20 protein-coding genes and 1 tRNA gene are annotated in these 21,703 nt (G+C 39.4%); 14 read left to right on the forward strand and 7 right to left on the reverse strand.

Features of this window, described 5'->3' with window-relative positions; translation table 11 throughout:
• Positions 1–326: 326 nt before the first annotated feature.
• A complete protein-coding gene (locus tag CXF81_RS10725; protein WP_101181354.1) occupies positions 327–1,328 on the forward strand; it encodes a DUF4062 domain-containing protein in 1,002 nt (333 codons plus the stop codon).
• Positions 1,329–1,384: 56 nt separating this feature from the next.
• Here the strand turns inward: CXF81_RS10725 and CXF81_RS10730 are convergent, their stop codons facing one another.
• A complete protein-coding gene (locus CXF81_RS10730) occupies positions 1,385–2,647 on the reverse strand; it encodes an IS110 family transposase (RefSeq protein ID WP_101181355.1) in 1,263 nt (420 codons plus the stop codon).
• Between the two features lie 518 nt (positions 2,648–3,165).
• On the opposite strand from CXF81_RS10730, the gene CXF81_RS10735 reads away from it, so the two are divergent.
• The 4 genes from CXF81_RS10735 to CXF81_RS10750 all read left to right on the forward strand — a co-directional run bounded on the left by CXF81_RS10735 (position 3,166) and on the right by CXF81_RS10750 (position 6,374).
• On the forward strand, positions 3,166–4,062 hold the full coding sequence (locus CXF81_RS10735; RefSeq protein WP_101181356.1) for a hypothetical protein: 897 nt from the start codon (positions 3,166–3,168) through the stop codon (positions 4,060–4,062).
• Positions 4,063–4,148: 86 nt separating this feature from the next.
• The gene (locus tag CXF81_RS10740) at positions 4,149–4,394 is read left to right on the forward strand and encodes an AlpA family transcriptional regulator (protein ID WP_101181357.1); all 246 of its coding nucleotides are present in this window, start codon (positions 4,149–4,151) and stop codon (positions 4,392–4,394) included.
• Positions 4,387–4,686: a hypothetical protein gene (locus CXF81_RS10745; protein WP_101181358.1), complete on the forward strand. Its 300-nt coding sequence runs from the start codon at positions 4,387–4,389 to the stop codon at positions 4,684–4,686. The genes CXF81_RS10740 and CXF81_RS10745 overlap by 8 nt, the downstream gene beginning before the upstream one ends.
• Positions 4,683–6,374 (forward strand): replication endonuclease, encoded by a 1,692-nt coding sequence (locus CXF81_RS10750; protein ID WP_101181359.1) that lies wholly within the window; start codon positions 4,683–4,685, stop codon positions 6,372–6,374. The genes CXF81_RS10745 and CXF81_RS10750 overlap by 4 nt, the downstream gene beginning before the upstream one ends.
• Positions 6,375–6,750: 376 nt before the next feature.
• On the opposite strand, the gene CXF81_RS10755 is transcribed toward CXF81_RS10750, so the two are convergent.
• The 3 genes from CXF81_RS10755 to CXF81_RS10765 form a co-directional block, all read right to left on the reverse strand.
• Positions 6,751–7,686, reverse strand: coding sequence for a retron St85 family RNA-directed DNA polymerase (locus tag CXF81_RS10755; RefSeq protein ID WP_101181360.1), 936 nt, complete (start codon positions 7,684–7,686; stop codon positions 6,751–6,753).
• Positions 7,683–8,651 carry a retron St85 family effector protein gene (locus tag CXF81_RS10760; protein WP_101181361.1) on the reverse strand — a complete coding sequence of 323 codons (969 nt, stop codon included), beginning with the start codon at positions 8,649–8,651 and terminating at the stop codon, positions 7,683–7,685. The genes CXF81_RS10755 and CXF81_RS10760 overlap by 4 nt, the downstream gene beginning before the upstream one ends.
• Positions 8,652–9,555: 904 nt before the next feature.
• A tRNA-Ile gene (locus CXF81_RS10765) sits at positions 9,556–9,632 on the reverse strand.
• A gap of 290 nt (positions 9,633–9,922) precedes the next feature.
• Here CXF81_RS10765 and CXF81_RS10770 point away from each other — a divergent pair.
• The 9 genes from CXF81_RS10770 (at position 9,923) to CXF81_RS10810 (ending at position 18,440) form a co-directional block, all read left to right on the forward strand.
• Positions 9,923–10,252, forward strand: coding sequence for a hypothetical protein (locus tag CXF81_RS10770; RefSeq protein WP_101181362.1), 330 nt, complete (start codon positions 9,923–9,925; stop codon positions 10,250–10,252).
• A 20-nt stretch (positions 10,253–10,272) separates the two neighbouring features.
• Entirely contained in the window at positions 10,273–10,689 is a 417-nt protein-coding gene (locus CXF81_RS10775; RefSeq protein ID WP_101181363.1) for a CidA/LrgA family protein, read from the forward strand.
• A gap of 9 nt (positions 10,690–10,698) precedes the next feature.
• On the forward strand, positions 10,699–11,430 hold the full coding sequence (locus CXF81_RS10780; RefSeq protein ID WP_101181364.1) for an LrgB family protein: 732 nt from the start codon (positions 10,699–10,701) through the stop codon (positions 11,428–11,430).
• 194 nt (positions 11,431–11,624) lie between these two features.
• Positions 11,625–12,611 (forward strand): response regulator, encoded by a 987-nt coding sequence (locus tag CXF81_RS10785; RefSeq protein ID WP_101181365.1) that lies wholly within the window; start codon positions 11,625–11,627, stop codon positions 12,609–12,611.
• A 3-nt stretch (positions 12,612–12,614) separates the two neighbouring features.
• Entirely contained in the window at positions 12,615–13,109 is a 495-nt protein-coding gene (locus CXF81_RS10790) for a hypothetical protein (protein WP_101181366.1), read from the forward strand.
• Between the two features lie 113 nt (positions 13,110–13,222).
• A complete protein-coding gene (locus CXF81_RS10795; protein WP_198556381.1) occupies positions 13,223–14,926 on the forward strand; it encodes a DUF1566 domain-containing protein in 1,704 nt (567 codons plus the stop codon).
• Positions 14,923–15,456: a DUF1566 domain-containing protein gene (locus tag CXF81_RS10800; protein WP_232771889.1), complete on the forward strand. Its 534-nt coding sequence runs from the start codon at positions 14,923–14,925 to the stop codon at positions 15,454–15,456. The genes CXF81_RS10795 and CXF81_RS10800 overlap by 4 nt, the downstream gene beginning before the upstream one ends.
• A gap of 508 nt (positions 15,457–15,964) precedes the next feature.
• Positions 15,965–16,723 (forward strand): SDR family NAD(P)-dependent oxidoreductase, encoded by a 759-nt coding sequence (locus tag CXF81_RS10805; RefSeq protein ID WP_101181367.1) that lies wholly within the window; start codon positions 15,965–15,967, stop codon positions 16,721–16,723.
• A gap of 73 nt (positions 16,724–16,796) precedes the next feature.
• Positions 16,797–18,440 carry a long-chain-fatty-acid--CoA ligase gene (locus CXF81_RS10810; RefSeq protein WP_101181368.1) on the forward strand — a complete coding sequence of 548 codons (1,644 nt, stop codon included), beginning with the start codon at positions 16,797–16,799 and terminating at the stop codon, positions 18,438–18,440.
• Between the two features lie 117 nt (positions 18,441–18,557).
• Here the strand turns inward: CXF81_RS10810 and hemW are convergent, their stop codons facing one another.
• The 3 genes from hemW to srmB are packed head-to-tail and all read right to left on the reverse strand — an operon-like array spanning position 18,558 to position 21,613.
• The gene (gene hemW / locus CXF81_RS10815; protein ID WP_232771890.1) at positions 18,558–19,751 is read right to left on the reverse strand and encodes a radical SAM family heme chaperone HemW; all 1,194 of its coding nucleotides are present in this window, start codon (positions 19,749–19,751) and stop codon (positions 18,558–18,560) included.
• Positions 19,748–20,353: an XTP/dITP diphosphatase gene (locus CXF81_RS10820; protein WP_101181369.1), complete on the reverse strand. Its 606-nt coding sequence runs from the start codon at positions 20,351–20,353 to the stop codon at positions 19,748–19,750. The genes hemW and CXF81_RS10820 overlap by 4 nt, the downstream gene beginning before the upstream one ends.
• On the reverse strand, positions 20,354–21,613 hold the full coding sequence (srmB, locus tag CXF81_RS10825; RefSeq protein ID WP_101181503.1) for an ATP-dependent RNA helicase SrmB: 1,260 nt from the start codon (positions 21,611–21,613) through the stop codon (positions 20,354–20,356). It lies immediately after the preceding gene.
• Positions 21,614–21,703 lie beyond the last annotated feature (90 nt).

Below are 21,703 nucleotides of genomic sequence, written 5' to 3' on the forward strand. Positions count from 1 at the left end.
ACCGTTTTTTATCGATACTTTGGATCTGCACTTGGGGATTATTCATGACAATTGAACTGACCGTCAGAATACACCCTGAAGTCGTAAAATGGGCTATTCGTTTAGCTTTTATTTTACTTCTTTAGGTAGTGGGCAAAGGGGACGAGACACCGTCCCCAATGTTTTTCTAATACACACATAACAAGCAAATCAACAAAGACTAAAAACAGCGGGCTGTTAGATCCGCTCCATTTTAGCCCACTATTTTTAGCCTGTTATTTGGGCGTAAGGCGACATGGTCGCAATGTTGTTATCGATTTGAGTTTGTTAAAACAAATAGGAAGTTTATGGATAAGCGTTATCAGGTTTTTGTTAGTTCTACGTATATTGATCTTCGAGAAGAAAGGCAGAGTGTCTTGCAAACTTTGATGGAAATGGATTGCATTCCTGCGGGAATGGAATTATTTCCAGCAGCAGATGAAGAACAGTGGGAATTTATCAAGAGAATCATTGATGACTGCGATTATTACTTGTTAATAATCGGTGGCCGTTATGGTTCAACAGCTGATGATGGGCTCAGCTATACAGAAAAAGAATTTGATTACGCTGTTAGTAAAGGTATAAAAGTAATAGCTTTATTGCATAAAGCACCAGATGAATTACCAAGGTCGAAATCAGAAACTGAAGAAAGTAATTATCAAAAACTACAAGATTTTCGAGATAAAGTAAGCGACGGTCGATTAATTCGTTTTTGGGATAATCCAGCACAGTTGCCTGGTGAAGTTTCTCTTAGTCTAAACAAAACCATGAAAATGTTTCCTGCTATAGGCTGGCTACGAGCTGATTCTTCGGCTTCGCCTGAATTATTAGCTGAAATAAATGAATTGAGAAAAGAGAATAATAGTTTAAAAACGCAATTAACTGAAAGTAATGCACCCACAACAATCATACCTGAAACTGAGTTAGCAAATTTCGATAGCAAAATAATACTAAAAGGCGATTATAGTATTGATGCCAAAAGTTTTCACAACGATACTCGATATTCCACTTGGTCTAAAGAAACTACTTGGGAAGAACTTTTTGGCACTATTTCACCATTCTTAGTTGATCGGCCATATGAAACCTCAGTTAATGAGTTTATAGCCTCTCATTATAGTGGCATCGATACGAACAATTATAAAATCGATAGCCTGTTGGTCGATACGCAGGTGTTATTTACTATTCGTATTCAGTTTGTAGCATTAAATTTAATCACTGTTAATAACGAAGATACAATATCTAAGTGGGAGTTAACAGGTGTGGGTACTAATAAAATGTTGGAGGCTAGAGTTGTTAGGGCGAGTGAATAAAGTTTGTAGCTAATTGTCGCCTAACAACACGCCCTGAGGTGGACAACAAGTATCATTTAGCTATTAACTGCAAATGTTAATAGCGGCGAACCTCTTCGTTTTAAGGCTTCTAAGTATTTCGATTCATTATACGGCGTGATCGTTTTCCAACACCTAAATACGATCCGAATCCACTTGAAAGCCAGTGATCTGATTATACTGTTATGCGGTTTTCCTTTGCTTTTTTGTTGGTCATAATAAGCCTTTGCCCAAAATGAATAACGTATCGAAAAACCAGCCCATTCAACAAAGGTCTGCCTTAAAAAGGTAGGGCAACTATAACGCCAGTGTGTCCACATTTTCTTACCACTTCGTTCAATGACTGGCGCAATCCCTGCGTATTTTTGTAGCTCAGAGGCATCATTATAACGGTCTCTATTACTGCCGAAAGCGACTAATAAACGTGGCGCAAGTTGTGGACCTGCACCAGGGAAACTATCGAAAATCACTTTGTCATCATGTGACTTATAGGCCAGTTTTATAGTTTTATCTAACGACTCAATCCCTTTTAGTAAAATTCTAAATTGTGCGATTAGCACTTCAACTACTAATTGGTTTGGTTCTATAACCCCGATATCTTCAGTTAATGGCATCGCACTTTTGATGCTTAAAATCCGCGCGTCATTTACATGCGCATAATGTGAATTATGACTGTTAAAAAAGTCTAAGAGTGTTTGTTTTTTTGCTCTTTTAACCTTGGTAAGTGAAGACCATTTACTGATAAAGTCACAGAAGATAAAGGTGTCTTTTTCTTTAAACCATTCAAGGGCTTGAGGATAATAATTCTTTAAGGTGGCGGTTATCTTATTTGATAAATTTACGCTATCTTGAACTAAACTTCGACGGTATTCAACTAACTGTGCAAGTGATCGCATAGCAGCTGACTCAGGCTCAATAATACATAGTTTTTCCATATGCAGTGTGAGTATTTCGACTTGTAATAGTGCATCAGAGGGGTCATCTTTCGCATTACTTGGCGTAAAGACTTTACGGTAATTAGCTACGGATGAAGGATTGATGGTAAATAATGTGAGATGGGTATATTTGGATAAAGCATAAATGAGGGGACCTTTTTTGAGTTCGCAAGCCACGGCAATTTTTTGGCTCGGGTAACGCTGTTTAAGGCTCATTGCCCAGTCATGCAATGCTTCAGGTTTGCTCTTAATAATAGAATAGTGGTACTTTTGTGAGTCGAGAACGTGTTCACAGACATCATGTTTCTTATCGGCCCAATCAATGCCAATCAACACAGCGAAATCATCAACGTTATATGCTTTCATTTTGAAGCTCCTAAGCGTAAAGTTAATAGTGGAATGTGCTTAAATCTCATTTCTCGCAGGTCTTATAGATAGTCGTGGTAGGCAATCCCTGAGTATGCGTTTTGAAATGAGTTGCTCTGTTGGCTCGAACGTCTTGTTAAAAACATTGAATGTTTGAAATTAAATATTCGTAACCAACAGAAGCATGTTCCACCTAATCTAATAGTAAGTTACTTTAGTCAATTAGGTGGCTTGGTCGAACTATAAGCAAATTAACAAGGACAAAAAACAGTTGGTTTTTGCTCCTTCGTCGCTTATTTTAATCAACTATTTTTTGCTTGTTATTTGGGCGTTAATGCCCGCTATAGAGCATAGCCCTACCAGAAACCAAATATCTCCAATGACAACTGAGCGCTCAAAGCTTGCTGCCAGCAATTGGGCATAGTGATTTAAAAATGACATTGCGATATGCTCACTTAGCGCTAGAGCTTAAAGCAGCAGCAGTTAATTTGATTGGTTAGAAATAATAGGAAGTAAGTTTGAAAAAGTATTATAGATTGTCTGAATTAAAGGATGCTTTTGGCATAACTCATGAAGACGTTAAATATTTAAATTCAGAAACGGATATCTCGTTTTGTCTTTATTGTAAAACAACAAAAATAGTTCTTGGTGGTTATCAAGAAGGTAAATTCTGTGCTTTTGGTAAAGCTAACTATTCTGGCTTGATTTCAATGAAAAGATATCAACAAACTAAAGTATTCGAAACAAACAAAGTGAGCCTAACTCAATCAACTATTTTACAAAAAGGTAAAGTCACACAATGTTCTTTTGATAATCCCTTTAGCGTTGCGCTACCCAATAAAGTATTGAAAGAATGGTACTCGGCACCTTTTGATAAAATACAATTCGATAAAATTCCTTTTTGCTTCTATCCTGAAGAAAGAAAAAGCTTGTTAAAGCAATTTTATAAAATGATAGATGAATTTCCTGATAATAAAATATCATTAGAACCTTTATCTTTTTATGAACCTGATAAACCGATTACAAAGGAGCTTTTTGATAATTGGCAATCATTTACATTTGATGATGTTTGCATTATTTCAGATGAATTAATTAAAGCGCGAACTTATTTGTCAGATAATTCTCCAGCCACACTGGAAGATCATGAGCATTTAGCAAGGATTACAAATACAAGCAATCGACCAATTGATGTTTTGTTAACAAAGCTACTCAAGCATTTTCCAGCCGATAAGCCTGCGAATGTTTGGGAGAAGTTAAAAGATGATTTGAACAAAGAGCCTAGAATTCTAGACATTGATGAAATAATCGATGAAATTGACTTAGACACACTTTATTGGTTCGATGATAATTCAGAGATAAAAACAATAAAAAATAAAAGTTTTTATAATCTAATTAATAAGCTGAAAATAAATTAATTAGTCCTAGGACTCCTCAAAGGAGTCCTAGGACTAACCCAACCACTTAAAGTCCTCCATGAACTTAAACGTACATGGAGGCAATCATGCCCACTACACAAAACAAACGTGCACTATCTGAAATAGAAACAGCCGAATATATCGGTATGAGTCGTTCTTTCTTACGTCAATCACGTATGGAAGGAAACCGCGAAACCAGAACTCCTGCGCCACCATTTATTAAAATTGGTCGTGCTGTGCGTTACTTAAAGGATGATTTGGATAATTGGTTAAATAGCTTTTGTCGCTTAGAGCATTTAGGTCAAAACCCTCTAGGGGGTGAACATGTCTAAGTTAACTAAAGAGCAAGTGCGTTTATTAATTTGGTTGTCATGGACTGAAACCCACTTTGAGATTTGTCGCGAGGCGGGTTATTCCTATCGAAAAGTAAATGGCCTTAATACTTACGTTAATGATAATGGTGAGCCTTTCAAGTTTGATATACGCACCTTGAACAAGCTCGTTAACGAAAACCTTGTAACAAGTGAATTGGTTTATCCTTTTGGCATAAAGCACGAGCACTACTTTTTGACCGAACCGGGTCAAGCTTACGTGTCAATGATGGCGTGTTCCGTAAGCACATGAGTATTTTCAAGGAAAAATTAATTGTAAAGGCCATTAATGATAACGATACTTTTTTAGCGCCTTACTTAGCACAAGTGGATAGAGCGGATGCTCAGTTTATTACGAATAAGCTAACGCATTTTTCTAACCTTATTAAAAGTACTATTTTAACAGAGGCTTTTAATAAATCGACAAACTATGACCGTAATAGACATATTTTGGATACCTCAGCAAAGCTCGCTAGTTTTTTGCCCAAAAAATTGGCGCATATGTTCTTTTGTTTTGATGATGATATTAACGTCAAAGCGAAAGCTTGCGCGAATTACTGCCGACAAATTGTCATTGATCCGAAAAAAACTGCCTTCATTCATGTCCACCAGAGTAAATCCGTTAACGGAATTTCACCCTTTGTTCGCTATGCCATGAGCGAAAAGGATAGCGAGTTCGCTACAGCAGAGCAAAAAACCGTATACACGTTTTTATCACGTTACGTCGAATCATATAAAATAAACCCAATTGAATTAAACAAAACCATACAAATTTCAGGGTGCCTAAAGCGGTATTCAGATAATCGTTGGTGGTTACGAAAATTTCGCAAACTTATTACTCAAGTAAACGAAAAAGCGGCAATTCAATTAAATTTCGTTAACAGTAAAAGACAAGTTTACGCGAGCAACATAACGACTAAAAATCGAATTGCGCAACGACTACGAAATGACGAGCTACTCAGTTCAAGCTTTATCATTAACGAACAAGGTCAACGCTATTCTTTAAAGGATATATCAGACCTAAACGTATCGAACCCCAAAGTACGAAAAGACGAACTTATATGTCGCGCAAGAGGCTTTGAAAATCTTGCTAAAGACTTAGGCCATGAAGCGTTGTTTACTACAATAACGTGTCCTTCAAAATATCATCGTGCCTTTTCAAAATCAGGAGCCACTAATCCAAAATGGCAAGGGCTTATGCCTGATGAAGCGAACGAGTATTTAAATCATCAATGGCAAAAAGCGCGAGCAGAGTTTAAACGTCAAGATATAACCCCTTATGGTTTTCGTGTGGTTGAGCCGCAACATGATGGAACACCTCATTGGCATATGTTGTTTTTCATTGAAGGCGAAAAGCTTCAAGCCTTACAAGATATTATTCGCCATTACGCCTTAGAGGTTGATGGTGATGAAAAAGGGGCAGCAGAAAACCGTTGTGACTTTAAAAAAATTGACCCAACAAAAGGCTCGGCAACAGGCTATATTCTCAAGTACATTGTTAAAAATATTGATGGTGAAGGAGTAGGAGAAGATAAGTTTGGTAATGATTCGATACTTGTAGCACAACGTATTGATGCGTGGGCTTCATGTTGGTGTATTCGACAGTTTCAACAAATTGGTGGTGCAAGTGTTTCGATATGGCGTGAATTAAGACGATTACGCACTAAGTTTATGGATAAAAAAGATTCGTTATTAGAGCAAGCGCGTTTTGCTGCGGACAATAGCGATTGGCAAGCTTATACCCTCGCGATGGGCGGCATTCATACCAAACAAAAAAATAGACCTATTCAATTGCATTATGACTTGAATATTAATGAACAAACAGGCGAATGCTTACAAAGTTATTATGATGGTGAGCTGATACTCAAAGTTAAAGGGTTATGGTTCGCAGGTAAAGCGGTTGTCACTCGTCATTACCAATGGAAAATAGAAAAGGCTTAAAAGCGCATTTAGGCTAAAGCCCAAACTCAACCAATATTAAGCTAAAGCCTAAAAAAGTAATAAAACAACACTTATTGACAACTCAAGAACACCTAAAAATAGGCTTTAGCTAGAAAACAGGCTTTAGCCCGACTCAAAACACTCCACTATCAATTTTTTAGGCTTTAGTTAGTCGAATGCCAGAATGGCAGAGATGCTTTTACTTGGAGTTCTGTAAATAACTGTACCAAAACCTTATATTTTATAATTTAAAAAGAGTAATTTAACAAAATAAAGTTTGTGGAAGATATTACTAATCGTTGTTTTAAGTAAGGGGTAATAAATTAGTATTAAAGTTATATTCAAAAAGCAATGTTAAGCTCTTCTAAATAATTAGCTACTTATCAGTTTTACCTTTTATTTTATCAATAATTGCTTGACCATACTTTTTTTGTAACCGGATCAGAAACTCTGGTTCTATATGATATGCAAAAGATAACTGCCCTTGTAAATTTGAGATTTTAGTTTGCTCTAACGTACCAATAGAAAATTTATGAACCAATGATGAAATCTCTCGTTTCTTTTTTCTTCCTAAAGACAGCAATCCATCATTTGTTAAAGTTACTCCAGTGATATGCCTGTTATGTTTTCTAGATGAAAATACAGTCTTGGAGCTGTTTACTTTTATCGTTCCTCTAGTTGCGTCATGTAACCTTTCTTGAATTGTTTTAGGAACATCGAATAGTGAATTTCTAACATTTGTTGAAAAAGCAAGGTCATCAGCATACCTTGTGTAGGTAATTTTATTATTAATACAATATTTTAAAACTATTTCATCAAATGTGGACATTACAAAATTTGAAATTAAAGGAGAGCTAGGTGCTCCAATGCTTAATCTGAATACATCCTCACCTCGACTTTTACGAAAAAGAATATATCTTAAAAAAGCCTTTTCTTTTACGGTGAATTTAATTTCTCTTTGCTTGCAAATATAAAAAAATAATAGTGGTTTAATTGAGGGGAAGAAATCTTCAAAATCCATTTTCAAAAGGTATTTATTTTTCGAATGAGCGGCTGCGTTATCTTTTATACTTAAGCCTCTTCTATACCCTGTTGCAGCGTCGTTTACATATAATTTGTTTTCTAAATATTGAACACATAGGCGCTGAATAAGCTTTAATTCTTTTGATGGGTGAGCAATCGTTCTAAAGCCTTTACCGTTTCTCTTAGGTATATCATATACCTTGTATCTATAGGGGGCTGTTGAAGAAAATTTTTCTAAATCACTCTCACTTATTAATAGTGAATCAGATAGAAATACATAGATACTCATATTAGTTCCTTTTTAAACTCTAAAAGGATGGTTTTCAGCACATTCTTTCGTCTATTTGATAAATAATCGTCCTCTTTAGAAAGGGAACCTAGTATTGAAATTCTGAGTTTCATTGAGTCTAATACTTTACCATCCGGTAATTTCCCAAAATTTACCACTTTTTGGTCTGCGTCTAAAGGATAGTAAAAACCGTGACTATTACCGTTATACTTAATTCCTATAATATTTAGCTTTCGGAGCATATAAATATGACGTGCCACTTTGTTTTGAGAGATGTCTAAGCCAATAGACATCAAAGCATATTCGATTTCGCCAAATAAAATAGGGAAGCAACTTTTGATTATTTCAGCTATTAACAAAGACATGTGAGCTGAGTTATTCTTTTTAAATTTGCTCGTTTTTGGACTATTTTCCTGATGCTCAGAAATTATCCCGCATAAGTCATTAAGATCCTTAAAATCCTCTTTACTAACAGTTTTAGACCAACTGTACCTAGCTACTGATTTAGGATCTTTCTTTACGATATATTGTATTGGACCGAGATAAATAAAAGAGTCTTCATCTCCAATGTCATCTTCATTTGCAATGACTAGCAACTTTTTAAATAGCTCTGGTTTGTTGCAAAACATGCCAAACTCAACTAGTGCACCAGGACTCTCTAATACAATTACTACAAGAGAAGAGATGTTTGCTATTTCTTCTTCGAAAACAAGCAAGTCAGGGTACATATTATCTTTAAAGTAGTCTTTGAATGTTTCTGCTAAGACTATGTTGTCGTGGAGCTCTTGGTAATTTGTTGCAGTATGTCGAAGAAAGCGATCTCTATATGAAGGGGTTGTTTCGTTCTTAATATCTATTATGCCACCACATAAAAAAACTTTTTTTATGTGATTTAAAACGGTAAAATTTTCTTGGGAAAGGTTATTGAATTGCTCAATTATTGCATCTTCAAATACCTTACTCACACAATATTGTCCTTAACAATTTATTTTCCTTACTTACAAGTTATCTCTTTACTTAGTAGGCGTTAGGAAACTTTATTTCGGATCCTAGTGAGCTTGCGAGCAGGAACCGAAAGAAAGTTTCCTAACGCATCCAATATACTCAATAAATTTGTGTCTGGCTAATCGCCCGACTAAGTCGTAAACCGACTCTAAACGCTAAAGAGACATTGATAGTAATGAAGCTAGATTTAATTATCAAGCGTAAATGAATAAATAAAAGTTTGTTTGAAATATTATTTTCAGTGAATCTTACTTTGGGATGAGAGAATAAACTTTTTTGTAATTGTAATTGTAATTGTAATTGTAATTGTAATTGTAATTGTAATTGTAGTTGATTTGCTTCATGGGACTCACCTTAATATTGATGGCTTTTTAAAGTCCGCATGAAAGGTAATGGTAATAAAGCTTAATAAGGTATTGAGTGTTTTTTCCTAGTTAACATAACTTGTTCCGTTTTAACTATGCAGCGTAAATACTTCTTATACCTATTTGTGTACCAAATTATTAAAGTTTTGTTTGTTGTTATAAATATTATGGTCTAGGTGCAAAGTGCTATATATCGTGCCAATAAAGAATGGTCTGGTTATCTAATGGCACGATTATGAAACACTTGTTTCGAATTTAGTAAACTCAATAAATTCGTCCGCGATAATTTGTAGTGCAATAAAATGTTGAGTTTAGGTATTTTGGTAATACTGAATAATTCTTTAAGTCTATAAATTATAAACCCAAGAGAATTCGAGGGACACCAGAGTGTTAATTTGCATCATTCCAGTTATCTAACGCATCGCTATAAAAACGCTATAAATTAATGAATTTTAAGTTTTTAGTTAGTGGATACTATCGTTTGGAGGTCTTTATAGAATGGTGGCCCCTCCCTGACTCGAACAGGGGACCTGACGATTATGAGTCGTATGCTCTAACCAACTGAGCTAAGGGGCCACATTTTGAAAACGTGTAGTTGCTTTTCTTTCTTGTGCCGTTAAGTAACTCAATCGTTTTAAGTCACCTTTTTTTAGCAAAAAGCTAAGTTGCCATCTGAAAAGCGGCGTGAAGTATAAATTTTTTTTGTAGTGTTGTCATTAAAGAGGTAAAACTTTTTAAAAAAAAGTCGATATATGACATATATGCTCGTTATATGCACGATCTCAGTTATCTGGACGTGCATACATAGCCTTGTTTTGCTATATTTCTGCAAGAGATGCCTATTTTTAAATTGTTAGGAGCTGTAAATGGCTGACAAACCATATTTAATTAGTGGCCGTAATACGCTTATACACAAGTTGAGAAAGCTTGATTTGCTTATCGTAAACGGCAGACGCGATCCTGTACTACTCGTTATGTATAACGAGATAGAAATCTATGATGGCAAGATCCCTGAAAATAAGCTGGATGCAAAGCGCATGGATATGGCAAAGGTTGATATTTCTTCTTCAGAAAACTTTAGTGATTATCGTCCTATGTTGTTTATTCAAACGTTAAATAATAAAGAATATAAAGTTGACTACACTAAAGCTGGAACCGATTATTTTATTACTATCCATCAAGAAAGCACTTTTTAGTATTAAGTAGACTTGCCAATATGAATCGAGACTGGGTGCGTGGCATAGTTGGTTTCACTGTGCTTTGTTGTATTTATTTTATTTCCCTATTTTGTTTTCACTATTTTTTGATCCCATTACCACCCGCGCTCATTGGTATTTTTATTCTGCTTATTTTCCTATTGTCGCAGCGCAAAGTGCCTACCGCCATCACTCAATCCGCTCGTCCACTGCTTGCTCATATGGGGCTTTTCTTGTTACCTGCACTCATTTCTGTCTTGCTTTATCGAGACTTGTTTGTGCAATACTATATTGCATTAATTATTGCAGTTTTACTGAGTACTATAGTCAGTTTAGGTATCACACTTTGGTTAAGTCAGCGTATTTTGTCCGGTGTAAAAACCGCAGAGAAAGAAACTGCATCGATAACTAATGAAGGCAAAGACAATGACGAATAAGGCTTACTTGTGACACCAGCATTGCAACAAATTGTCGCTCAATTTTCGCCACTCTGGTCACAAGATAATGGTTTTATGGCTGCCTGCTTACTGAGTACCTTGGGTGTGTATTTATTGACTAGACAGCTGTATTTTTGGTCAAATCAGAATCCCTTGTTACATCCCTTGACCATCAGTACTCTTATTATTGGTTTTATCTTACATTTTGCTGCTATCGACGTGACTGAGTTCAAGCGCGGCATAACGCTGTTTGAGCTGTTGTTAGGGCCTGCGACTGTGGCGTTAGCCGTGCCTCTTTACAATCAATTACCGGTATTAAGACAACTCGGATTCAGAGTGTTAGCGCCTATTCTGATCGGTGGGAGTCTAGCGCCCACTATTGCGTGGTTATCTGTTTATGCATTAGACACGCCATTGCAACTACAAATGACCATACTGGTAAAGTCTATCACCACCCCATTAGCAATGGGTACAGCTGACCTAATTGGCGGCACACCAGCACTTGCTGCGGTTATTGTTATATTAACTGGTATCGTTGGAGCGACCTTTGGACCTTGGTTAATTATGCTCACCAAAACTGATTCTGAATATGCACAAGGGCTAGCACTCGGTTCAGTGGCTCACGTTGTCGGCACGTCCAAAGCGCTAAGTATCAGCGAAACCTGTGGCGCTTTTGCTACTCTAGGCTTGTGTCTCAATGGTATATTCACGGCATTGTTGTTACCTATTTTGTTTGCATAGAAGATTACTGTTAGTCTTAGGCAATGTTTGAGATGCTGTTATTTATTGGGCATGGTCCTTTGTTATCGTTAGTCGTTTTGCTGGCTATTCTAAAGAATTCTGTCGCTAAGCCGTTATAAATAATGGGCGAGAAGCTAGAAAACGCCAACATAACTTGATTCGTCTTTTAACCGCCATTTTTGCTGGGCCCATACATGATTTCAGTCCTAATATGTGATGACTCCCTTGTAGCACGAAAGCAAGTTGCTAAGTGCTTGCCGCAAGACTGGGATGTGGCTATCTATTTTGCTAAAAATGGCAAAGAAGCGATAGCTGCGCTAGTCGAAGGCAAAGGTCAGATATTGTTACTTGATCTCAACATGCCTGTTATGGACGGCTACGAAACCCTAAAAGCAATTAAAAAACAGCAATTATTAACTAAAACCATCGTCGTGTCTGGTGATATTCAACCAGAGGCAAAAGCCCGAGTATTGGCACTAGGTGCAGTCGATTTTATTCAAAAACCGGTTAGTTCAGGCGAACTCGCGGCCGTATTGCGCAAACATAATGTGCTTGCACTAGCCGAAGAATTTACCACCAAAGGTCTAGATGAAGCGTTGCGTGATTGTTACCAAGAAGTCACTAATGTCGCAATGGGACAGGCGGGTGATCATCTTGCCAGAATAATGAATGTTTTTGTTAAGCTACCTATCCCCAACGTGAATTTAATTGAAGTTTCCGAATTGCATATGATGTTGTCCGATATCGAATTACACGAACAAACTTCTGGTGTATGCCAAGGATTTCTTGGTGATGGGATCAGCGGTGAAGCACTCTGTATATTGAGTGATTCTAGTTTTGGTGATGTTGCTAAAATTCTAAATATTAAAGAAGATGTTGACGATCAATTACAACTAGAAATACTGATGGATGTTGCCAGTATCCTTATTGGCTCCTGTCTGGCTGGTTTCGCCAAACAGCTAGATATGCAATTTAGGCAAGGCCACCCCATTGTTTTAGGGCAACATCAGAGTGTTGAAGATCTGATCAAAGCAAATAAAGGCAATTGGCGAAAAACGCTCGCTATAGAACTAAGCTATGGTTTGGAAGGATACAACGTGCAGTGTGATTTAATCTTATTGTTCACTGAAGATTCGTTAGAAACGTTGAATTCAAAATTAGCCCATTGGTTAGAGGATTAAGTCATGAGTAATAGCGCACTTGACGAGATAATTGAATTTCATTGGATGATGGACATGTTGCAAACAGTCGATGTGGGCATTGTCGTTCTTAATAGTAATTTTGAAATCAAAGTGTGGAATGGCTTTATGGAAGCACACAGCGCCATGCTGCCAAGTGATGTGAGAGGCAAAACACTTTTCTCACTTTTTCCTTATATTTCTGAAGAATGGTTTAAGCGTAAAGTAAAAGCCGTGTTCGAACTGCGTATACGCGCTTTTGTAACATGGGAACAGCGTCCTTATTTATTTAAATTCAGAAACTTTCGTCCCATCACCGGTACTGAGCTTTTTATGTACCAGAATATTTCATTTTCTGCGTTAGTGTCTGCTACGGGTGAGGTTGATCACGTTTGTATGATGATTTATGACATGACAGATGCAGCATCCGCGAAAAAGCAGCTACTTGCTTTGCAGGTGCAACAAAACGAAATGCAACAAAACAACCAGCGAAGTAAATAGCACTTTTTCAGTCACATTGTTTTGTTGGTCTAATCCTTGCTGTTCTCTTATCATTATTTCATGGCTTAGCGTCGATTGATGCGCATAGGCTAAACAATTTCTGGTATTAAGTGATGAATTATTGGTCTAAATATGTCGTTGTTTTCATAGCTGTGTGCGCTGTTGCAGCTTGCGGTGGTGATGCTGTGCGACCTAAAACACCGAATGTGTTAGTTAATGCGGGTCAAAATATAGAGGTTAACGAACAGGTAACTGTCACCGTAGATGGCATCGCCACTAGCACTGCTGGTGGTATTACCTATGCTTGGACTGCCACGCCAACCTTAACCTTCGAGCAATCAGACGCATCGGCCACAGTAGCGACCTCGTTCGTCGTGATACCTAGCGTCACGCAGGTAACCGACTATATACTCACATTAACCGCGACCGATAGTAATGGCACCACCGGAACTGACCATATTACAATGCGGGTAAATCCGGTCAATGTGCTCCCTATAGCCTTGATACTGGCGCCTAGCATAGACCTTTATGAAATCGATACCTATCCAATATTAACCACGGTAATGCTCGATGGTAGCACCAGCAATGACAGCGATCCGCAAAACTCTACGGCATCAATATCTGCCTATCTTTGGCAACAAATTGCCGGTCCTGATGTGCTCACAGGACCTACTTTAACGGAAGCAAGTCTTAGTTTTCAAACACCTTTGCTTGCGCAACCTGCCGACATTACTATTCGATTACAGGTCACAGATCAAGAAGGAGCAATCTCAAGCGTAGATAAAACACTGAGATTATTAAGTGAATCTGACACTATTCCTGAGTTATCTATTGGCCCAGTTCAAACCGTCTTTTCTGGTGAGCTATTATTGCTAAGTGGTCAAGCGTCAAGCATCGCCAGCGGTGCTCAACCATTTTCAGTGTTGTGGACGTCTGACTCTCTGCTAGCCCCTATTATTGGTGATCCCAATTCGATGAAAACGTACAGCATTGCACCGTTGGTGTTGCAACAAACAGAGATTATTTATCAACTTTTGATCACGGATAATTACGGGAATCAACGGACCAAAATGCAAACCATGCTGGTTGAACCACAAACTCAAACTACGTTGAACGATACGGGTGTTAGCTTAAACGGCAGCAACAATGAAAATCTCACGACTTATCAAGGCGAGTTTGCCGGCCAGGATGCCCACAATGGATATGATCGCATGGCCAGTAGTGGTTTTTCAGACAAGGCGGGTAGGGGGGAGCTTGGATTTGATTTTACGCGATTAAATCAAAATGGTGACGAAGTTGATCAAGATACACCTGATTGGAGTTGCGTCCGCGACAATATTACCGGATTGATTTGGGAAAATAAGACCGATATTGCGGATGATTTACATGCTGCTGAGCAGCTCTTTACTTGGTATTCATTTGTCGATAATGGGGGGTTCGCTGGTCATTTTAATGCCGGTAGCAGCGCTTGTAATCTGGCTTCAGGCAATTGCAATACACAAGCCTTTGTAGATGCCGCAAATGCACAAGGCTTGTGTGGCTTTTTTGATTGGCGATTACCGAGTCACGATGAGCTGCTATCGCTGGTTCATTTTGGCAAGTTACAGCCACCATTAATTGAAAGTGAATACTTTCCACACATGGGAACAACTGCCCCTGACGCTGCGTTGTGGTATTGGACTTACATGCCTAATGTTGATGGTGTTAATGAGAGCGGTTCGCAAAGTTCTTGGGCACTTGATTTTGACACAGGGGTAGATAATTTTATTAATAAATCAACGCAAGCGCGGATTAAGTTGGTGAGGGCTGGACGATGATCAAGAATGTAATGCTTAATACTGCACTATTTTGCGTTGTTGGGTTTGTTAGTGCGGCGAATGCGCAGCAATTCTGTCTGTCAACAGCACCTATTAGTGCGCCAGATACAAACTTCTTGGAGCTCGAGAATGGGCAATTGCTGCATTCAAGCACTAATTTAATCTGGATGCGTTGCGCGATAGGGCAGAAGTGGGTTGACGAAACCTGCGCTGGTGAGGCTGAACCCTACACTTGGAAGCAGGCGTTAGCGTTAAGTGTTGGCTATGAATTTAATGCTTCTAGCAATTGGCGTTTGCCAAATATTAAAGAGCTGAGCTCGATTACAGAGCGCTCATGCACAAGACCTTCTATCAATAATGACTTGTTTCCAGCCACCCCTCCTGACGATTTTTGGACGTCAACACCCTCTATGACTGATGCTGAGCGAGCTTGGGTTGTGGCATTTTTTAATAGCAGTAATTCTATTAAAGAGAAAAACAGAACGGTGTTTGTGAGATTAGTCAGAACCGCCTTACCTTCTGAGCGCTAGCTAGACTAGGGTCAAACTGAATATAGTCATTAGATCTTGAATTTAGTCTCTATCTACTAGTACAAATAGGCGCTCGATACAGTTACGCTAAAAAAACACCTTACAAGCATTGAAAGTTCAGTACAACGTTCGCAGCAAGCTGACGTTGAAGCGCAGATTATTCTGCCAAAACAGCAGTAGCTGCCACTAAGCCCTCTCCCAATTCATTCTAAGTTAGTGATTTTATTTTACAAAATAAACACAGATTAGCTAGCTCAACAGGGCTAAATACCCCGTCTATTCACTAAATAGATAATCCCGCATTAGTTTGGGCAAGTTGACTTTTCACACCACTTTTGGTGTTCTACATAACAATTAGTTTACATTAATACTACATGGCGAACCAAGTGGGCCATAATTATATCGCAAAATATTACAAGAGGATCAAGGCCAACCAGTAGCTGAAGTATTACTCACCTTTATAAATGCCTTGTTTAAATTTGTAGTTAAAAACAATAGGAACAATTTGATGGATGAATTACTAGATTTTACCGGAAAAGTAGCATTGATCACCGGTGCTGGTGGCGGTTTTGGCCGTTTGTTAGCGCAAGGACTCGCCAAACGCGGATGTAAATTGGTGATAAGTGATATCAATCAACAAAACGTAGATGCAACATTTGCCTCTTTACCAGACCAAGACAATGCAATCTCGATGTTATGTGATGTTTCCAAAGAACAAGATTGTAAAAGTATGGTCGATAGTGCCTTACAGAAATTTGGCAAAGTGGATATTGGCGTCAACAATGCGGGTATTGCTCACGCTTTGACGCCTTTACATAAATTGACTGCAGAGACTATGCATAGTCAATTTAACGTGAACGTAAATGGTGTACTGTTTGGTATGAAATATCAAATTGAAGCGATGCTTAAGCAAGGCGAAGGGCACGTGCTTAATATCAGTTCGTTAGCAGGTTTAGGCGGAGCACCAAAAGGCGGAGCTTACGCCGCAGCCAAACACGCGGTAGTAGGCTTGACCAGAACAGCCGCTGTGGAATATGCCAGAAAAGGCGTGCGTTGCAATGCCATTTGTCCCTTCTACAGTCCGACCGCTATTTTAGGTGAATTTGCGTCAGAAGAAGGACAAGCGCAATTAGCAAGAGGCACACCGATGAAACGCTTGTCTAAACCACAGGAAGTGGTGAACGCCATGTTACTGATTTTGTCCCCGGGTAATTCGTATATGACAGGACAAACTATCGCTATTGATGGCGGTGTGACGGCTTGGTAGCAGCTTTACATAAAAAGCGACGTGCTAAGCAAATATGATAAATGGATATAACACATAATTTACAGGAAAAAATATGCAAGCTTTGATGATGAATTCCCAGTTAATGATCTCCTCAATACTTAGACATGCGGATAAGAACTTTCCGGATTCGGAGATTGTTTCTGTCACTGCGGATAACCCAAGACATAGACATACTTACAAAGATTTCGCCAATCGTAGCCGTCAGTTGGCCAATGCGTTAGTTGAGCTGGGTGCTAAATTTGGTGATCGTATCGGTACGTTAGCCTGGAATGATTATCGCCACCTTGAACTTTATTACGGCGTATCAGGCAGTGGCATGGTTTGTCATACAATAAATCCTAAATTATTTCCCGAGCAGGTGAATTACATCATCAATCACGCAGAAGACAGATTTATTTTTGTGGATTTATTAGTGGTACCTTTGCTTGAAGCACTAAAAGATCATCTTCCTAAGGTTGAAGGCTACATTATTTTAACTGATGAAGCCCATATGCCTAATACAACCTTACCTAACGCCATGTGTTATGAAACACTCTTAAGTAAACAGTCCTCTGCCTTTGATTGGCCTGAGTTTGACGAAAATACGGCCAGCGCCATGTGTTATACCTCAGGCACCACGGGTAACCCAAAAGGCGTGGTATATAGCCATCGTTCCACTTTGTTGCATGCGATATGCGGCAGCATGCCCGATGCAGTGGCTGCGTCGTATAAAGAGACCACGCTTCCTATCGTGCCTATGTTCCATGTAAATGCGTGGGGATCACCTTATGCTTCATTAATGGCGGGCTCTAAAATGGTCATGCCGGGGCCCAAAATGGCCGATGGAGAAGCACTACAAAACTTGATTGAAACCGAGAAAGTTACGTTTAGTTCAGGGGTACCCACTATTTGGCTTGGATTACTCGATTATTTAGAGAAAACAGGTAAAACCATACCCACCATGACTCGCGTTACTGTCGGCGGCGCTGCTTGTCCTAGAACCATTATCGAACGATTTGCACAACAACATGGCGTTGAGGTTGTGCAGGGTTGGGGCATGACTGAAACGAGCCCGCTGGGTACTATATTTTGCAAAAAAGCAGGTATGGAAGAATTAACGCAAGACGAATTATTTGATCTACAATGCATGCAAGGGCGGGGTGTATTTGGTATTGAAATGCGTATTGTGGACGAAAATAATCAGCAATTACCATGGGATGGCGTTGCCTTTGGAGCCCTTAAAGTAAAAGGTCCTTGGGTAGCAAGTGGTTACTATGGTCTATCTCAAATACCTGGTTCAGAAGGTTGCCCAGTGGATGAACTTGGTTGGTTTGATACGGGTGATGTCGCTACTATTAACCCGCAAGGTTATATGCGAATTACCGATCGCACTAAAGATGTTATAAAAACCGGCGGTGAATGGGTCAGTTCAATCGAGATTGAAAATGCGGCCGTGAGTCATCCAGATGTAGCCGAAGCAGCGGCCATTGGACGTTATCATCCTAAATGGACAGAACGTCCACTACTAGTAGTGGTGCGTAAAGCAGATACAAGCGTATCAAGTGAACAAATAATAACGTTTTTACAAAGCAAACTTCACAAGCTATCAATGCCAGATGACATTGTGTTTGTCGACGAATTACCTCATACAGCGACAGGAAAATTGAATAAGCTAGCGTTGAGAAAAACCCTAGAAAATTATCAGTTTCCCGCGTAGGCATAAGTATTATTTAGTTTAAAAAGGCGCTCAAGCGCCTTTTTTTTGTAAACTCAAAGTTGCACTGCACTCATTGCTTGTACACATAGCTTACACACATAGCTCATATCCAATGATTTATACAAACAAATCTAATAAGCTATTCAGATAACGCTTGCCGGTCGCAGTAAGCTGCCACTCTTGGTCATTACTGCTAATCAGTTTCATGGTTTGGGCTTTTTCTAAGTGTTTTAATTCAGTGGTAGTTAATTCTCGCCCCGTATTTTTTGCAAACTGTGCTTTGGGGCAAGCTTCCATGATTCGAAACCGATTCATAAAAAACTCAAATGCAAGATCGTCAATTTCAACCTGGCTTATTTTGTCCATATAAGCGCGAGTGAAATCCATATAGCCTTTTGGATGCTTGACCTTTACCGTGCGCATGATGGCGTGTGCGGGTAATGCCGGTGTATTGGGGGGCATGGTTATTTTGCCATGCGCACCACAACCAATACCAAGATAGTCGCCATAACGCCAATAGTTGAGGTTATGCTGGCACTGTTGACCCTGTTTTGCATAGGCTGATATTTCATATTGCTCATAGCCCGCTTCAGTCAGCAGTTGATGACCACGTTCTTGAATTTCCCATAGAATATCGTCATCAGGCAGTGTCGGCGGTTTCGAATAAAACGCGGTGTTGGGCTCAATAGTAAGTTGATACCATGATAAATGAGGTGGTGCTAGTGTAATGGCTTCTTGTAAATCCAGCATTGCATCTGCAACACTCTGGTTTGGAAGGCCATGCATTAAATCTAAATTAAAGCTACGCAATCCTAAGCGTTTCGCCAGTTCAACAGCAGCTCTACCTTGCATTGAATCGTGGATACGACCGAGTGCTTTTAAGTGCCGCTCATCAAAACTTTGAACACCAATTGAAATGCGGTTAATCCCCGCTTTTTCAAAACCAATAAACTTTTCGGCCTCAACCGTACCGGGGTTCGCCTCCATTGTAATTTCTGCACTGGGGGCCAATGGAACTCTTGCTGCAATACCATCCAACAGTCTCTGCATTCCAGCAACAGACAATAAACTCGGTGTGCCACCGCCAATAAAAATGCTCGACACTTCACGTAGTTGTCCATTGTTGGTAATAAGCGGAAGGTCTTCCATTAAGTCGTCCAATACATGACTAATATATTCAGACTCGGGTAGACCACCTTTCAAATTGTGTGAGTTGAAATCGCAATAGGGGCATTTCTGCACACACCAAGGTATGTGCACATATAAACTCAGAGGAGGTAAGCCTGTTGTGTTTGTGTGTTCCTGGATCAACGGGTCAATACTACCTTCATGCGCTGCATTAATTGCACCAGCGCTTTACCGCGATGGCTAATGCTATTTTTAGTGTTTTTATCTAGTTCAGCCGCACTGCAGTTTTGCTCGGGCACCCAAAAGACAGGATCATAACCAAAGCCACCCACACCTTGGCGTGTTGTACTAATTTCGCCATGCCATTCACCCTGACATATGATCGGGGTAGGGTCGAGCTCATGCTGCATAAATACGAGTACGCATAAAAAACGAGCTTTGCGGTTGTCAGTTTCGTTTGCTAATGCGCCTAAGAGTTTATTGATATTATCATTGTCATTCGCACTTTTGCCGGCATAGCGAGCCGAATAAATACCCGGAGCACCACCAAGAGCATCGACTGCCAAGCCGCTATCGTCTGCAATAGCTGGCAATCCTGTTACTTTTGCGGCATTCCGAGCTTTAATAATTGCGTTTTCAACAAACGTGGTACCCGTCTCTGGTACTTCCTCGACATTAAACTCAGATTGCGGTGATACTTTAATTGAAAAACCATCGAACAGAGTCGAAAATTCGGCCACTTTGCCTTTATTACCTGTCGCTAAGACGATTTGTTTTATACTCATCTACGCCTCTTTTGATTTAGGTGATGATGGTCTAGTTGTTTTCTTCTTAAACTTGCCCTTGGCTTTGACCTTTTTGCCTTTTCCAGGTGTTTTTACTTTTTGTTTTTTGATTACTTTTGGCGCCTTATTGTTTGGACGCAAGCCTTCAATGACTCTCGCCTTGAAGGGCTCTTTGGTGTAACGCTCTACCTTGCCGACTTTTTCAAAGTCATGCGCTTCAACAATCGAAATTGCAGTGCCTTTTGCGCCCGCGCGTCCAGTGCGTCCAATGCGATGCACGTAAAGATCTGAGCCTCTTGGCATGTCAAAGTTAATAACGTGGCTGATGTCTTGCACGTCAATACCTCTGGCAGCAACGTCGGTCGCAATAAGAATTTTTACTTCACCTGCTTTGAAACTGGCTAATGCAGAATTACGCCTATCTTGCGGCATTTCGCCTTGTAAGTAGGTTACGCTAAAATCTTGGCTAAACAAAAAATCTTTGAGGTTGTGCAAGCGCTGGCGTGTTTTAACGAACACGATACAAGACTCAATAGTGTTGCGCAGATGATGAACCAATATCGCATTTTTATGGTTTAAATCGTCAGCTAGGTGGTACCACTGAATAATTTTATTCTTTTCTTTTCTGGAAGGATCGGCAGAAAGTGTTACTGGGTCTTTCAACAGTTCCTCTGCGAAATTACGTACGCCTTTCCCTTCCAGCGTTGCAGAAAACAACATGCTTTGCTTTCGCCACCTAGCTTCACCTGCAATTTGATGCACGATTGAAGAAAAGCCCATGTCCAACATGCGGTCCGCTTCATCTAAAATAAGCGATTCGATGTCACGACAATCAAAACTTTCTTGTTCAATATGCTCAAACAACCTACCAGGTGTAGCGACTAAAATATCGCAATGGCCAGCAAGTGTCTCGCGATCGGTGCCATAGTTGATGCCACCAGTAATCACGCCACAGGTTAAATGTGTGTATTTTGTAATTGCTTTTGCTTGTTCAAATACCTGATTAGCCAGCTCTCTTGTAGGAACCAGTATAAGCACTCTTGTCGAGCTATCGTCTTTACGCGGATGATCGAGTAAATATTGGCAAACCGGTAACAGAAATGCGGCCGTTTTCCCTGTGCCCGTTGGGGCGTCTGCAAGTATGTCTTTACCTTCCATTGCATGTGGAATAACCAAAGACTGGATACTAGTTGGGCGTTCATAGCCCATGTCGTTTATGGCTCTGCAGAGTTCGTCGTCTAAATCTAATTGATCAAACATGGATGACTTTGTTTTGTTTGTATTTGCCCACATTCTACCTCAAATCGGTGATAACGAGTATGCTTGTTTTTACTCAATCAGGTATTTTCT

The sequence above is a fragment of the Glaciecola sp. 33A genome, from assembly GCF_002836745.1.
GTDB lineage: Bacteria > Pseudomonadota > Gammaproteobacteria > Enterobacterales > Alteromonadaceae > Glaciecola.

Coding starts and splice junctions, on each gene's coding strand:
- CXF81_RS10740 (WP_101181357.1), top strand. CDS start 4,149: ATGCCCACTACACAAAACAAACGTGCACTATCTGAAATAGAAACAGCC.
- CXF81_RS10745 (WP_101181358.1), top strand. CDS start 4,387: ATGTCTAAGTTAACTAAAGAGCAAGTGCGTTTATTAATTTGGTTGTCA.
- CXF81_RS10785 (WP_101181365.1), top strand. CDS start 11,625: ATGATTTCAGTCCTAATATGTGATGACTCCCTTGTAGCACGAAAGCAA.
- CXF81_RS10775 (WP_101181363.1), top strand. CDS start 10,273: ATGAATCGAGACTGGGTGCGTGGCATAGTTGGTTTCACTGTGCTTTGT.
- CXF81_RS10725 (WP_101181354.1), top strand. CDS start 327: ATGGATAAGCGTTATCAGGTTTTTGTTAGTTCTACGTATATTGATCTT.
- srmB (WP_101181503.1), bottom strand. CDS start 21,613: ATGTTTGATCAATTAGATTTAGACGACGAACTCTGCAGAGCCATAAAC.
- CXF81_RS10770 (WP_101181362.1), top strand. CDS start 9,923: ATGGCTGACAAACCATATTTAATTAGTGGCCGTAATACGCTTATACAC.
- CXF81_RS10805 (WP_101181367.1), top strand. CDS start 15,965: ATGGATGAATTACTAGATTTTACCGGAAAAGTAGCATTGATCACCGGT.
- CXF81_RS10810 (WP_101181368.1), top strand. CDS start 16,797: ATGCAAGCTTTGATGATGAATTCCCAGTTAATGATCTCCTCAATACTT.
- CXF81_RS10790 (WP_101181366.1), top strand. CDS start 12,615: ATGAGTAATAGCGCACTTGACGAGATAATTGAATTTCATTGGATGATG.
- CXF81_RS10730 (WP_101181355.1), bottom strand. CDS start 2,647: ATGAAAGCATATAACGTTGATGATTTCGCTGTGTTGATTGGCATTGAT.
- CXF81_RS10795 (WP_198556381.1), top strand. CDS start 13,223: ATGAATTATTGGTCTAAATATGTCGTTGTTTTCATAGCTGTGTGCGCT.
- CXF81_RS10800 (WP_232771889.1), top strand. CDS start 14,923: ATGATCAAGAATGTAATGCTTAATACTGCACTATTTTGCGTTGTTGGG.
- CXF81_RS10755 (WP_101181360.1), bottom strand. CDS start 7,686: ATGAGTATCTATGTATTTCTATCTGATTCACTATTAATAAGTGAGAGT.
- CXF81_RS10750 (WP_101181359.1), top strand. CDS start 4,683: ATGAGTATTTTCAAGGAAAAATTAATTGTAAAGGCCATTAATGATAAC.
- CXF81_RS10820 (WP_101181369.1), bottom strand. CDS start 20,353: ATGAGTATAAAACAAATCGTCTTAGCGACAGGTAATAAAGGCAAAGTG.